The organism is Enhygromyxa salina (genome assembly GCF_002994615.1).
Classification (GTDB): Bacteria; Myxococcota_A; Polyangia; order Nannocystales; family Nannocystaceae; genus Plesiocystis; species Plesiocystis salina_A.
The window spans coordinates 17,075-29,931 of sequence record NZ_PVNK01000197.1; the positions used below are offsets into that span (position 1 = coordinate 17,075).

The following is a 12,857-nucleotide window of genomic DNA, read 5'->3' on the forward strand; positions in this document are numbered from 1 at the left end:
TTCTGGGAAACCCTGCATATGTGCGGGTGTCTGTCCGACGAACTTGCGCTCAGTCCCCACGTTGATCGAGCAGCCGATGCAGCTCCCCGATCGCCTGCTCGGGATCCCCGGTAATCGAGACCGGCGTGTTCGCGTACTCGCTCTCGAAGCCCAAACGCCGCTCGTGGTACCCGGCCTTGAACTCGGTGAACTTGAGCCCGTGCGCGGTCGAGACGACGACCACCCGATCCTCAGCCCCGATCGTCCCGCGCTCGATCAGCTGCTCGAGACACGCGAGCGCGACCCCGGTGTGGGGGCAGGTGAACAGCCCCGTGCGATCGGCCCGCGCGCTGGCGTTGGCGAGCTGGGCCTCGCTGGCTTGGAGGACGATGCCACCGGTATCGACGAGGGCCTTGACGGCCTTGGGCAGGCTGACCGGGTCGCCGATCTGGATCGCGGAGGCCAGCGTTGGCCTGGCCCGGACGGCCTCGAAGTCGTCGAGGGTCATCTCGCGTCCGGCCGCGCGCGCGCGCTCGTAGGCCAAAAACAGCGGGTTGGCGTGCTCGGCCTGGCAGCAGACCAGGCGCGGCGGGGTCGAGATCAAGCCGAGCCGCTTCATCTCCATGAAGCCCTTGGCGATCGCCGAGACGTTGCCGAGGTTGCCGCCGGGCACGAGGACCCAGTCGGGCACCTCCCAGTCGAACTGCTGGACGATCTCGAGCGAGATCGTCTTTTGGCCCTCGACCCGCAGCGAGTTCATCGAGTTGGCCAGGTAGATCCCGCTGTCGCCGCGATCGGTGTCGGTCAGGCGCTGCACGACCTTCATGCAGCCGTCGAAGTCCGTGTCGAGGCTGCACACAATGGCGCCGTTGGCGATCGGCTGGACGAGCTGGGCGGCGGTGATCTTGTTGGCCGGGAGCAGCACGATCACCGGGATCCCGGCCGCGGCGCCGTAGGCCGCGAGCGCGGCCGAGGTGTCGCCCGTGGACGCGCAGGCGACCGCGCGGATCGGCGCCCCGTCGGCGCGCATCTGCTTGACCGTCGAGACCAGCACGGTCATGCCGAGGTCCTTGAACGACCCGGTGTGGCTGGTCCCGCACTGCTTGATCCAGAGGTCGCTGACGCCGAGCTGGGCGCCGTAGCGCTCGGCCCAAAACAGGTTGCTGCCGCCCTCGAACAGCGAGACCACGTTGTCGGCGCTGATCATCGGCTGGACCCACTCCTTCTTGCCCCACACGCCGCTGCCGTAGGGCCAGCTGGTCCGCAAGAAGCGCTCGTCGAAGACTCGCATCCACGCCGCCGGCGAGCGCCTGCGCAGGGCGGCCTCGTCGTGGACGACCTCGAGCAAGCCTGCGCAGCTCGGGCAGCGGTAGATGACCTGAGACAGGGGGTGCTCGCCGGGGCAGCCGGCGACGCAGGAGAACCAGGCGCGGTAGGGCATGGCAGTTCCGATCTCCATCAGGGGCTGAGCATCAAGGTGCAGTCGTCGATGTCGCCGTTACCGGCGTCGGGCGCGTTGGTGCCCGTGTCGCCGCCGCCAGTGTCCGTGGCGTCCGCGTCGGTCCTGGGGCGGTCGTCCGAGCGGGAAGCTCTTGGTCGCGGGCGTGACAACGGTCATGAAAGGGTTTGTTCAATCCTCGTCGGAGCCGACGAGTGAGAGTTGTGCCGCCAAGAAATCTCGTGGGTACTTTACCGGAATCTCGACGTGGGGAGCCAACTTCCAAAAGTCGCCGTCGAGGGCCAGGATGCAATCGACTTGGGCGAGTTTGGCGCAGGCGCAAATCATGGCGTCGTATTTGAGGTACGAGATTGGAACCGCGTGGTTCTCCCGTTCGAGCTTGAGCACTCTGATGGGAAGATCCCTGCCAATGATCTCTGCCGCCCGGCGATCGAATGGTACATGGACAATCGATGGCGTTGATGGGATCCGCGTGTTTGGGTTCCCTCTCAGTACTTCGGCGAGAGTCGGGGCGGCCACATACATGGAATGGCCTTCCGCACGAAACATGGCGCGAAAGAATTTTTCACACAAGACGGAGTCTCTGTCGGTTCGCTCACCCAAGGCGCGGATCACTATATTTGTATCAATCAGGCACTTTCGGGGCAGCAATGCGATGTCGATCTCGCCATCATTGCTCTGCGGGGTGTTTGAGGTCACTGTGCGTCCTCCTTGCTGCCGTCGCGCATGAGGCGTAGTTCGGCCTCGATGTCGTCGACGTCCTTCCAGGCGGACCCCGCTTTCGAAAACCACTGTTTCCAGACCTCAAATTCCTCGTCTCCGCTCACGCTTGAAAGGGGGGTGAAGTCTAGAAGGTGCCCCGCATCGACTTTGCCTTCGTCGGTCAGAGAGATCTCCGCGAATAAATCCATTGTGCTGCCGAGCATGCCTCCCAATTCCCTGGCTCGTTCCTCTGTGAGGTGGAGCTTTAGCAGGCCGAAGCGGTCAGTGCGAAACTTTGCGCCGGGGGGCTCGATCGAGACTTGCACGAGTTTGGCGCGGATGTCTGCCAACTCGACTCGGGGGGCAGTTTGATCGGGAGTGGATGGCCGAAGTGTTTGGCTATATTTTCCGATCGAGACACGAACCTGTTGCCCGGCGGGCACCATCCGCAGGTGATGGACTACATTGTCGACTCGCCCCCTGGCACCGCGGGGAACAGGCACGGTCCCGGCGATGTATTTGTCTGCCTGTTTTGCTGCTAGCCGCGCCACATCCGGGCGATCTGGCCGCGCGCAGAATCGAACACTACCCGGCTCGATTGTGAGACCGGAGAATCGAAGCGTGACGTCTGCATCTTCGGCCACCCACACCAGGAGTTGAAGATAGGCCGCGGCTGCGGCGAGCACCGTTGGTACATCGAAGTTGGTCGGCAGTACTTTCTTGCCGTTGGCTTTTCCGTCAAGAGTCCACTCGACCACGTCGCCGTTCGGTGGCTTGTGCGGGGCTTTGGCCATCCCAGGCCAGGGTAGCGCATGGTGGGGCTTCGTGCGCGAGCGAAGTGCTGGGTGATCGGACTCAGACCAGCGGTTCACGGTTCGCGGTCCGCGCCGACCGCATGTTACGCGCTCGGCGCGAGCGGCCGGGGGCGACCCTCACCAGCCGCTGTCGGGGACCTTGAGGTACGAGTCTTCGCCGCTCTCGCACAGGACCGCGAGCCGGGCGTTGTCGGCCAGGTCGGTCCGGATCCAGTAGCGCGCGGCCTCGATCTTGGCCCGGTAGTAGGCGGCCCCCTCGTCGTCGACCTCGCCGCCGAGCCCGCGACAGGCGGCGGCCGCCATCCGCAGCCACTGCCACGAGATGACCAAGTTCGAGAACAGGTTCAGGTAGTCGACGCTGTGCGCGAGCATGCCGATGACGTCGCCGCCGAGGGCCCGGGCGCCGAGCACCTGGGTCAGGCCGGCCACGCGCCCGAGCTCGATCTTGACCGTGTCGCACAGCTCCTCGTCGACCCCGCAGCGACGCGCGTCTTCGATGTCGACGCGGAGCTCCTCGTCGAGGGTCATCAGCGCCTTGCCGCCCTCGGCCACGACCTTGCGCCCGAGCAGATCCAGGCTCTGGATGCCGGTCGTGCCCTCGTGGATGCTGTTGAGCCGCTGCTCGCGGAGCCACAGCTCGGGCAGGTACTCGCTCGAGTAGCCGTAGCCGCCGTGGATCTGGAGCGCGAGGCTGGTCGACTCGAACCCGCGCTCGGCCGGGAAGCTCTTGGTCACCGGGGTGAGGATGTCGTAGAGCAGCTGAGCCCGGGCGCGCTCGGCCGGATCCGAACCGTGGGCGGCGAGGTCGGCGTAGCGGGCGGTCGTGATCAGCAAGCTCATGCTGCCCTCGACGATCGCCTTTTGGCGCAGGAGCATGCGCCGGACATCGGGGTGCTCGATGATCGGGATCGGGCCGGTGTCGCCGCCGCGCGCCCCGCCCTGATCGAGGCGCCGACCCTGGGTCCGCACGCGCGCGTAGGCCAGCGACTCGTGGTAGGCGGCCGAGGCCGTCGCGGTCCCGTTGGCGCCGACGAGCAGCCGGGCCTCGTTCATCATCTGGAACATGTAGCGCAGGCCCTTGCACGGCTCGCCGACGAGCCACCCGTGGCAGTCGTCGTTTTCGCCGTAGCTCAGGCCGAGGCTCGGCAGGCCCTTCCAGCCGATCTTGTGGACGAGCTGGCTGGTGTGGACGTCGTTGAACTCGAGGCCCCCGTCGGCGGTCGGCCGCATGCGCGGGACCGCGAACAGCGAGATCCCCCGGGTGCCCGCGGGATCGCCGACGACCCGCGCGAGGGTCAGGTGGACGATGTTGTCGAGGAATTGGTGATCCCCGGCGGAGATGAAGATCTTGCTGCCGCGGATCTTGTAGACGCCCTCGCGGCCCTCGATCGGGGTCGCGCTGGTGGTCAGATCGCCGAGCCCGCTGCCGGCCTGGGGCTCGGTCAGCGACATCGTGCCGCTCCACTCGCCGTCGTACATCCGGCGCATGAACATGGCCTTGAGCTCGTCGCTGGCGAAGCTCTCGATCAGGTGGCCCGAGCCCGCGGTCAGCAGCGGGTAGCCCGACGCCCCGGCGTTGCCGGCCATCAGGTACATGTACGCGATCGTGGTGATCGACTGGGGCAGCTGGGCGCCGCCGACCGACTCGGGCCGCCCGGCGGTCAAGATCCCGAGCTCGACCATGCTCGCGTAGAGCTCGCCCATCTTGGGGTGTTCGTGGACGCGGCCGTCGATCAGCTCGGGCGGCTGCTCGTCCATCTCGCGGAACAAGGGGTACAGCTGCTCGCGGGCGAGGCGCGCGGCGCTGGCCAGGAACAGCTCGAAGGTCTCGCGCTCGTGGTCCGCGAACGCTGGCAGCTCACACATCCGCTCGATGTGGTGGACCTCGTAGAGCAGGAACTCGACGTCGCGATCACGAATCAGCGGATTGGGCGCGGACATTCGGGCAGTGTCGCACGGGCCCCCGAAGAAGTCAGCGCACGCCGTAGACCTGGGCCCAGTAGCGCACGTACTCGGCGTCCGTGTCGGGCCCGTGGCCGATGCCGACCTCGTTGGCGGCCGGGTCCATGGCCTGCGCGCACAGCCCGAGGCTGCCCATGATCGCCGTGACGACCTCCTCGGCCGTCGACTGCCGGGCGCCGATGGTCTGGAACAGCGGCGTGGCGTCGTACTCGGCCATCGCGGCGCGCTCGGCAAAGCCGAGGCCGTCGGGGTCGAGGTTGGAGAAGAAGTCGAGCTCGCCCATGTCGAGGGCGTGCCTGCGCGCGGCGCAGCGCAGGGCGGGGTTCATGGTCAGGGGCCCGGCCGGAGCGAAGCCCTCGTCGCCGCAGCTGGCACCGCGTGCGCGGATCTCGTTGAGCAGGACCAGGACCTCCTCCTCGAGCTCGGCGCGCGCGGGCTCCCAATCGCGCACGGGTGCGCAGTACTCGAGCTCGGCGGGCACGTCGGGGGGCTCGGGCTCGCCCTCGGTGCAGGCACAGATCGCCAGGGCGCCGAGGAGGCCGAGCGTCTGCGGGGCGTGTGCGTGCCGAGCCACGCGCAGATCTATACAACAGGACCGCGCACGGGCGACGCGGTCTTTCTGGTAGCCTGCGCGGACCTTGGCTGGTGCGGAACCAACGTCACGCTCGCTCACCTACGTCGGGATCTTCGCGGTCGCGCTGTCGACCCTGATGCTCGAGGTCCTGCTCACGCGGATCACCAGCGTGATCGCCTGGTACCACCTCGCGTTCTTCGTGATCTCGCTCGCAATGCTGGGCATGACCGCGGGCGCGGTCGCGGTGTTCTTGCTCCCGGGCGTGTTCACGGACGAGAAGGTGCCCGAGCGCCTCGGCCAGTCGGCGCTGGCCTTCGCGGCCACGACCCCGGTGGCGATCGGCCTCGCGATGGCGATCCCGCTGCTGCCGATCGACGGGCTCATGGACTTCTTCGCGCTGCTGGCCTACGGCGGCGCGCTCGCGGTGCCCTTCGCCCTCGGCGGCATCACCTTGACCCTGGCCCTGACCCGCGCGGGGCTGCCGGCCTCGATCGCCTACGGCGTGGATCTGTGCGGCGCCGCGCTCGGCTGCGCGCTGGTCATCCCCTTGCTCGACGCCCTCGACGCCGCGAGCGCGGCCCTGGTCGCGGCCGCGGTCGGGGCCGTCGGCGCGCTGTGCTTTGGGCTCGCGCGGGGGCCGGCCGGGCGTCGCCAGCTCGGCAGCGGCGTCGCCTTGTCGGTCGCGCTCGTCGGTCTCGGCCTGAGCAACGCGAGCGCCGAGTTCCCGCCGCTGCGCCCGGCGTGGGTCAAGGCCGCGCCCGAGGACCCCGAGGGCTTCGAGTACGTCGGCTGGAACACCTACTCGCGGGTCAGCGTGGACAAGACGATCGAGGTCCCGCCGCACATGTGGGCCGGGAGCCGGCTGATGCCGCTCGAGCTGCGCGAGCCGACGCCGCAGCGGGCGATCAAGATCGACGGCGCGGCCGCGACGATGATGTTCGAGCACGGCGACGAGCTCGACCGCCACGGCCACATCGACTGGGACATCACCTCGTTCGCGCACCAGCTGCGGCCCGACGGCCCGGCCGCGATCATCGGCGTCGGCGGCGGCCGCGACGTGCTCGTCGCCGCCCACTTCGGCCACACCCCGATCGTCGGCGTCGAGCTCAACGACCTGATCGTCGAGCTCCACACCGAGGTCATGGCCGACTACTCGCGCCTGACCCAGATCCCCGGCGTCGAGCTGGTGTCCGACGAGGCCCGCAGCCACATGTCTCGGGAGCAGCGGCGCTTCTCGGTCATCACCATGTCGCTGATCGACACCTGGGCCTCGACCGGGGCCGGGAGCTACAGCCTGTCCGAGAACGGCCTGTACACCGTCGAGGCCTGGCAGGTGTTCGTGGATCGGCTCGAGGACGACGGGATCTACACGGTCTCGCGCTGGTACCACCCCAAGTCGCCGGGCGAGACCGCGCGGATGCTCGCGCTCGGGCTCGAGGTCCTGTGGCGCCGCGGCGTCGAAGATCCGCACCAGCACCTGGTCCTGCTCCAGAACTTCAACGTCGCGACCTTGCTGCTCTCGCCGACGCCGCTGTCGGAGCGCGACATCGACAAGATGCAAAAAGCGGCGGTCGCCAAGGGCTTCACGATGCTCGCAACCCCGCGCCGCGGGCCGCTCCACGACGGGCCGCTCAAGCAGCTGTGGGCGCTCGACAGCCAGGACGCGCTGTGGGCCTGGACCCGCAGCCAGGCCCTGGATCTGACCCCGCCGACCGACGACCGCCCGTTCTTCTTCAACACCCTCAAGCCCGACACCTGGCTCGCGCACCCCGAGGCCGTCGACGAGCTCGACGTCGCGTTTCTCGGCAACCTCCAGGCGACCCAGACCCTGGTCTACGCGACCCTGGTCAGCTTGCTGTTGACCCTGATCACCGTGATCGGGCCGCTCCTCGCTCGGCGTCGCGAGCTGCGCGAGCTCGGCGGGCGCGACCTCGCCGCGGCCACGGCCTACTTCGCGCTGATCGGGCTCGGCTTCATGTTCGTGGAGATCGGGCTGCTCTCGCGGCTCAACGTGTTCCTTGGCCATCCCACGATCGCGCTCGCGGTCCTGCTCGGCGGGATCATCTTGTTCACGGGCATCGGCAGCCTCGCCTCGGTCAAGCTCCCGCTCGAGCGCGGGGGCAAGCTCGCGCGCCTCTATCCGATCGCGCCCTTCATTTTGGTGGTGAGCGCGGTCCTGGCCTCGGGCCCGCTGACTCAGGCCTTCGTCGGAGGCAGCATGGCGGCCAGGGTGCTCGTCGGGATCCTGACCGTCGCGGTGCCGGCCCTGGGCATGGGCCTCGGCTTCCCGCTCGGGCTGCGCCTGGTCCAGCGCCGACGGCAGCTCGACGGCGGGCCCGAGCTCGGGCCGTGGCTGTGGGGCATCAACGGGGCCGCGGGCGTGTGCGCGAGCGGGCTGGCCCTGGGCTGCTCGATGGTCTGGGGCGTGCCGGTCACCCTCGCGGTCGGGGCCGGGTGCTACCTGCTCCTGCTCGGCTGCACCTGGCACCTCGGCCGCTGACGGGGCGCTGACCGAGCTCAGCCCGCCTCGGGCTCGGCTTCGACGAGGGGCTGGAGCTTGCGCAGGCCCTTCTCGAAGTCGGCCCCGAGCATCGTGTCCATGTCGATGAACACCATCATCACCTTGGCGCTCAAGGCGGCGTCCTGGCTGAAGGCCCAGGTGACCTCGACCTGGTCCTCGCCGACCGCCTTCATGCTGATGCTCGACTCGGCCACGCCGGGCCAGGGCTCGATGAACTCGAGCTTGTGAACCACGATCTTGTCCGGCTCGGCCGAGAGGATCTCCATGCGGCCCTGGCCGACTTGCTCGTTGCCGACCCAGGTGTACCAGGCGCCGACGCCCGCGGGCGGGTCGGAGAACTCGGTCTTCTGCTCGGGGTCGAGCTCGGCCCAGGGCATCCACTCGACGAACTTGGTGAAGTCGTTGGCGTGGGGGAACACGTCGGCTGGGGTCCCGCGCATGACGAGGCTGCGCTCGACGTGGATCTGGTCCGCCTTGGTCGCGGCGAGGATGAGCACGACGACGACGAACAAGGCGACGAGGGCGAGGGCGCCGAGGGCGATCTTCTTGGCCATGGGGGACTCCTGGCGCGGAGCATAGCAGCGCCCAAACCCAGGCGTCAGGCCATCAGGGCTCACCCTCGACGACGAGCAGGGTCTGGCCGCCGCCGAGCTCGTCGAAGCCCTGGACGATCCCGCTCGCCGGCCACTCGACCTCGACGCGGTGGACGGTGTCGGCCTCGAGGTCGAAGCCGGTCCCGAGCCCAAAGTGCTGGATGAGCTCGCCCTCGCCGAGGAAGTGGCTCGCGGCTCCGATTGTGCGCTGCGCTGTGTGCGCGTTCCGCGATCCGCGGATGATTGTTTTCTGTTGCGCCCGGAAGTGATATCGTCGCTCTTGATGGCGCGGAACAAAGGGAAAGGCCGACGCTCGGCTAGGAGTAGGCAAAAACGTGGCCTGCGGGCGCTCTCGGAGCGATTCAAAGGACATCAACCTCTGGGAGGATCGGTCGCGGAGCGAGAACATGGCTTGGCCGCCTACTACACAGAAAAGGAGCGCTATGTAGGCAGAATAGCGGGGGGACTCCCGAATTTCTTCATCTTGCTCGGCGACAAGGGAGTGGGCAAATCTGCCATTCAAGAGATGCTCGCAAATGAGCTCAAAGGTAGGCCCCGTCGTGTGGTAAAGTTGAAACCCGAGGATATAGCGATATTCTCTTTGACAAAAGATCGGCTCATTGAGCCCAGTGCGGGTATTGATCAGCGGTGGTTTGCCAAGACGTTGTGGACCTATCTTATATGCGTTGAGATCGTGCGTCGAGAGTTTCATGACTTCGAAGGCCTTTGGCAGCTCCTCAAGGCTAGGTTCCGAGGGGACGCAAGGCGGGCAAAGCGGCTGTTCGAAAAAGCTTACTCTCCAGAGAGAGAGCAGTCTATGGCTGACCGTTTTGTCGCACTGGTCGCTGAGATTGAACTTGAGCATGTTAATGCTGGCGGGGCTACAAGCGCTCGGCTGCAGACCCGCGAGTCATCTGAGACGATGAGTCGACATAGCGTGCTGCATGATCTGCGGGAGTTGGAGCGGCGGCTTGATGAGACTCTGGACCATGACTACCTAATTCTTTTCGATGAGTTGGATCAGGACTGGAATGCGGAGACAGGCCAGCGGGTCCTCCTTGAACAATTGATAGTCGCCGCCGAGAGCCTCTCGCGTGGTCGTGGCCGTCGGGTGTCGTCCTGCATCTCAATGCGAAAAGATATTTTTGCCACATTGAATATCGATAATGCCGATAAAATGCGGGACTCGCTCGTCCATGTTTCCTGGGAAGCAGGGTCGCTGGCGAAGATGGTCGAGCGCCGCATCCAACACCATGGCAAGGATCCCAACGACAAGAGTCTTGATACTATATTTTCTCCCGATTGCTCACGGGAGAAAATGTGGGCGGTGGCGAGCGGGAATCCGCGTCGAGCGATCCAGATCGTCGAGCGATCGATACTGCGGACTCAGGAACTTGGGGGGAGTCTGGTAGAGCGAAGTGTGCATCTGGAAGTGTTGCGAGAGTGTTCGGATCAGTTTCTTCAAGACAACGAAACCGTTCACCGCGTGTTGTACCCCGACTTGCGAAAGGTGGCCTTGCTTCTGCGTGGACAGAAAAAATCATTTGGCTACGCCGACTTTGAGTTCTTCGCCCTCCGTGTGGCCGAAGCCTCCGACGCACAGCAAATGCCGGGGTGGGCGACCGAGTCGGCGGGGCACCCCCTGCGCCTTGCTCTTCATATGCTCAAAACGGGAGTGTTGCTGGCGAAGTTGAATCGGAAAGATGTTGCGAAACCGTTCAATGAGACGGTTCATCCGCTTGATGATTCGCTCTGGTTCGAGATCCATTCAGCATACGCTCTCGCCCTCGGCGTTCTATAGCTTTGGGCTATTGGTGGCCGAGTGCCGCGCATGATCTCAGCTTGTCCGGTGTGGCCATGGGGGACTCCTGGCGCGGAGCATAGCAGCGCCCAAACCCAGGCGTCAGGCCATCAGGGCTCACCCTCGACGACGAGCAGGGTCTGGCCGCCGCCGAGCTCGTCGAAGCCCTGGACGATCCCGCTCGCCGGCCACTCGACCTCGACGCGGTGGACGGTGTCGGCCTCGAGGTCGAAGCCGGGCCCGAGCCCGAAGTGCTGGATGAGCTCGCCCTCGCCGAGGAAGTGGCTCGCGGCTCCGACCTCGCGGACCTGCCAGGGGCCGTCGGGCTCGACCTGGACCCGGACCTTGGCGCCGCGGCCGTCGCGGTTCGAGCTCGTGCCCTCGACGGCGACGCGCAGCCACGCGCTTTGATTGCCGCCGTCGTTGCGAAACAGCCTCGGGCTCCCGGCGTGGTTGGTGAGCAGGAGGTCGAGGTCGCCGTCGCGGTCGTAGTCGAAGGCGACGAGGCTGCGGCCGAGGCCCGTGTCGAACACGCCGCGGGCCTCGCCCTCCTCGCTCATGACGCCGGCTTCGTTCCCGGGCCCATTGTTGATCCACAGGCGCGTGGGCGTGTCGGCGTGGTAGAGCCCGCCGTGGAGGTCGCGGCCGGGCCAGCCGTTGGCGAGGGCCAGGTCTTGATCCCCGTCGTTGTCGGCGTCGAAGAACACGGTGCCCCAGGCCCAGGCCCCGTCGCGGACCCCGGCGGTGTCGGTTGCGAGCGAGAATTCCCGGGCGCCCGCGTAGCTGTAGAGCCGGTTGCCCGAGCCCGACCAGCACGGCGGGAGCTCGCCCTCCTCGCACTCGTCGGGCTCGGCGATCGAGGTCACGAACCAGTCGAGGTCGCCGTCGCCGTCGACGTCGCCGAAGGTGCTGCCCATCGCGTTGGACTCTTTGTTGATCGCCGCGTCGATGCTGCCGTCCTCGAAGCTGAGCCCGCCGGTGCTCCAGAACATGCGCGAGCGGTGAAAATCGACGGCGACCGCGAGGTCTTGCCAGCCGTCGCCGTCGAGGTCGACGAAGGTCGACGAGAACGCAAAGATCCCGTCGGGGTCGAGGCCCGCGAGCTCGACCCCGTAGGCCGAGGTCAGATCCTCGAAGCTGCCGCCGCCGAGGTTGTGGAGCAGGCGCCCGCCGTGGGCCTGAAAGTCCGGATCTTCGGGCGCGGGCGAGTGCTCGACGCGGAGCCACTCGTTGACGTGGACGTCGAGCCAGCCGTCGCGGTCGAGATCACCGAGGGTCACGCTCTCGCCCGAGTGCATCGCCGCCGAGCTCAGCGCAAACCCGCGCGCGGCCGCCTGATCCTCGAAGCGCAGCTCGCCGGTCTCGCTCAGGAGGTTGATCCACAGCTGGTAGCTCGTGTCGCCGACGGTCGTGACCAGCAGATCGAGGTCGCCGTCCTCGTCGATGTCGCCGAACACCGAGCCGTTGGTCCAGCTGCAGGCGTCGAGCCCGACCTGCGCGGCGATGTCGACGAAGGTCCCGTCGCCTTGGTTGAGGAACAGGTGATCGGGCGCCGCGAGCCGGGTCATGAACACGTCGGGCCAGCCGTCGCCGTCGACGTCGCCGACGCTGGCCCCGCCCGTGAACCACTGCGGCTCGCAGTCTTGGCGCGGGCTCAGCCCGCCCGCGGTCGCCCACGGGAAGATGCAGTCGAGCTTCGAGGGGTGGGTGGGGACGAACTGCACGGTCCCGAGCCCGGCGGCCTCGGCGACCTCGCTGAACACGGGACACGCCTGGTTTTGCCCGCAGGCTCGCTCGGGCGGCGGCGTGCTCGGGGGTGTCGCGGGCGGCGGGTTCCACGAGCCGCACACGCCTGGCTCGAAGGCCTGGAGGCCGTCGGGATCGCCGGTCTCGGACTCGGACTCCTCGGCGCCCTGATCGGCGTTGGTCGTGACGCCAGCCGTGTCGTCGTCAACCAGTGACGGACCGCGGCAGGCCGCGAGCAGGGCCAGTGACAGGCCCGTGGGCCAACACCAGGGACGAGGCATGGCGAGAGACTAGCAGCCCGGGCTGCTAGCATTGGAACCCCGGAGTCGAGCGCAGCGCAGATGTTCGAGCACCTGCCCCACAACCCCTTCAGGGCCCCACCGAGCAAGGAACGAGTGACCGGCCGTGCGTGGCAGAGTAGCTGACGCCCGCGGGGGTCCAAGGCCGCCCCCTTTTAGGGGGCCACGCAAACGAGGGCGAAGCACATCCCAGCCCACCGAGCGAAGGAGCGGAGCGACGCAGCGACCGGCCGTGCGTGGCAGAGTAGCTGACGGCTGTGGGGGTCCAAGGCCGCCCCCTTTTAGGGGGCCACGCAAACGAGGGCGAAGCACATACCAGCCCACCGAGCGAAGGAGCGGAGCGACGCAGCGACCGGCCGCTCGCGGCCGTGCGTGGCAGAGTAGCTGACGGCTGTGGGGGTCCAAG

11 protein-coding genes are annotated in these 12,857 nt (G+C 67.2%); 2 read left to right on the forward strand and 9 right to left on the reverse strand.

From position 1 onward, the window contains the following. Window positions 1-49: 49 nt before the first annotated feature. The 6 genes from thrC to ENSA5_RS22820 all read right to left on the reverse strand — a co-directional run bounded on the left by thrC (window position 50) and on the right by ENSA5_RS22820 (window position 5,491). Window positions 50-1,438, reverse strand: a complete 1,389-nt coding sequence (gene thrC, locus ENSA5_RS22805; protein WP_219906836.1) for a threonine synthase — start codon at window positions 1,436-1,438, stop codon at window positions 50-52. Continuing rightward, complete coding sequence (locus ENSA5_RS38065) at window positions 1,438-1,590, reverse strand: hypothetical protein (protein WP_181198042.1); 153 nt, start codon at window positions 1,588-1,590, stop codon at window positions 1,438-1,440. Before ENSA5_RS38065 ends, thrC begins: the two co-directional genes overlap by 1 nt. A 19-nt stretch (window positions 1,591-1,609) precedes the next feature. Continuing rightward, entirely contained in the window at window positions 1,610-2,137 is a 528-nt protein-coding gene (locus ENSA5_RS22810; protein WP_181198043.1) for a PIN domain-containing protein, read from the reverse strand. Then, a complete protein-coding gene (locus tag ENSA5_RS36285) occupies window positions 2,134-2,934 on the reverse strand; it encodes a hypothetical protein (protein ID WP_146156008.1) in 801 nt (266 codons plus the stop codon). Before ENSA5_RS36285 ends, ENSA5_RS22810 begins: the two co-directional genes overlap by 4 nt. A 138-nt stretch (window positions 2,935-3,072) precedes the next feature. Beyond that, entirely contained in the window at window positions 3,073-4,896 is a 1,824-nt protein-coding gene (locus ENSA5_RS22815) for an acyl-CoA dehydrogenase (protein WP_106393805.1), read from the reverse strand. Window positions 4,897-4,927: 31 nt separating this feature from the next. Then, on the reverse strand, window positions 4,928-5,491 hold the full coding sequence (locus ENSA5_RS22820) for a CAP domain-containing protein (protein ID WP_106393806.1): 564 nt from the start codon (window positions 5,489-5,491) through the stop codon (window positions 4,928-4,930). Between the two features lie 64 nt (window positions 5,492-5,555). On the opposite strand from ENSA5_RS22820, the gene ENSA5_RS38070 reads away from it, so the two are divergent. Further along, a complete protein-coding gene (locus ENSA5_RS38070) occupies window positions 5,556-7,991 on the forward strand; it encodes a spermidine synthase family protein (protein ID WP_106393807.1) in 2,436 nt (811 codons plus the stop codon). A gap of 17 nt (window positions 7,992-8,008) precedes the next feature. On the opposite strand, the gene ENSA5_RS22830 is transcribed toward ENSA5_RS38070, so the two are convergent. Together ENSA5_RS22830 and ENSA5_RS38075 are read right to left on the reverse strand one after the other, a co-directional pair. Continuing rightward, entirely contained in the window at window positions 8,009-8,566 is a 558-nt protein-coding gene (locus tag ENSA5_RS22830) for an SRPBCC family protein (RefSeq protein ID WP_106393808.1), read from the reverse strand. 52 nt (window positions 8,567-8,618) lie between these two features. Beyond that, complete coding sequence (locus tag ENSA5_RS38075) at window positions 8,619-8,936, reverse strand: ASPIC/UnbV domain-containing protein (RefSeq protein ID WP_181198044.1); 318 nt, start codon at window positions 8,934-8,936, stop codon at window positions 8,619-8,621. Between ENSA5_RS38075 and ENSA5_RS38080 the strand changes: the two genes are divergently transcribed. Further along, a complete protein-coding gene (locus ENSA5_RS38080) occupies window positions 8,889-10,406 on the forward strand; it encodes a P-loop ATPase, Sll1717 family (protein ID WP_373422451.1) in 1,518 nt (505 codons plus the stop codon). The two genes, ENSA5_RS38075 and ENSA5_RS38080, sit on opposite strands and share 48 nt — an antisense overlap. A gap of 110 nt (window positions 10,407-10,516) precedes the next feature. Here ENSA5_RS38080 and ENSA5_RS22840 read toward each other — a convergent pair whose 3' ends face one another. After that, window positions 10,517-12,433, reverse strand: a complete 1,917-nt coding sequence (locus ENSA5_RS22840; RefSeq protein ID WP_106393810.1) for a CRTAC1 family protein — start codon at window positions 12,431-12,433, stop codon at window positions 10,517-10,519. Between the last annotated feature and the right edge of the window lie 424 nt (window positions 12,434-12,857).

Excerpts from the sequence above, each read along its gene's own strand:
- ENSA5_RS38080 (WP_373422451.1), top strand. The coding sequence starts at position 8,889 with ATGGCGCGGAACAAAGGGAAAGGCCGACGCTCGGCTAGGAGTAGGCAA.
- ENSA5_RS22830 (WP_106393808.1), bottom strand. The coding sequence starts at position 8,566 with ATGGCCAAGAAGATCGCCCTCGGCGCCCTCGCCCTCGTCGCCTTGTTC.
- ENSA5_RS36285 (WP_146156008.1), bottom strand. The coding sequence starts at position 2,934 with ATGGCCAAAGCCCCGCACAAGCCACCGAACGGCGACGTGGTCGAGTGG.
- ENSA5_RS22815 (WP_106393805.1), bottom strand. The coding sequence starts at position 4,896 with ATGTCCGCGCCCAATCCGCTGATTCGTGATCGCGACGTCGAGTTCCTG.
- thrC (WP_219906836.1), bottom strand. The coding sequence starts at position 1,438 with ATGGAGATCGGAACTGCCATGCCCTACCGCGCCTGGTTCTCCTGCGTC.
- ENSA5_RS22840 (WP_106393810.1), bottom strand. The coding sequence starts at position 12,433 with ATGCCTCGTCCCTGGTGTTGGCCCACGGGCCTGTCACTGGCCCTGCTC.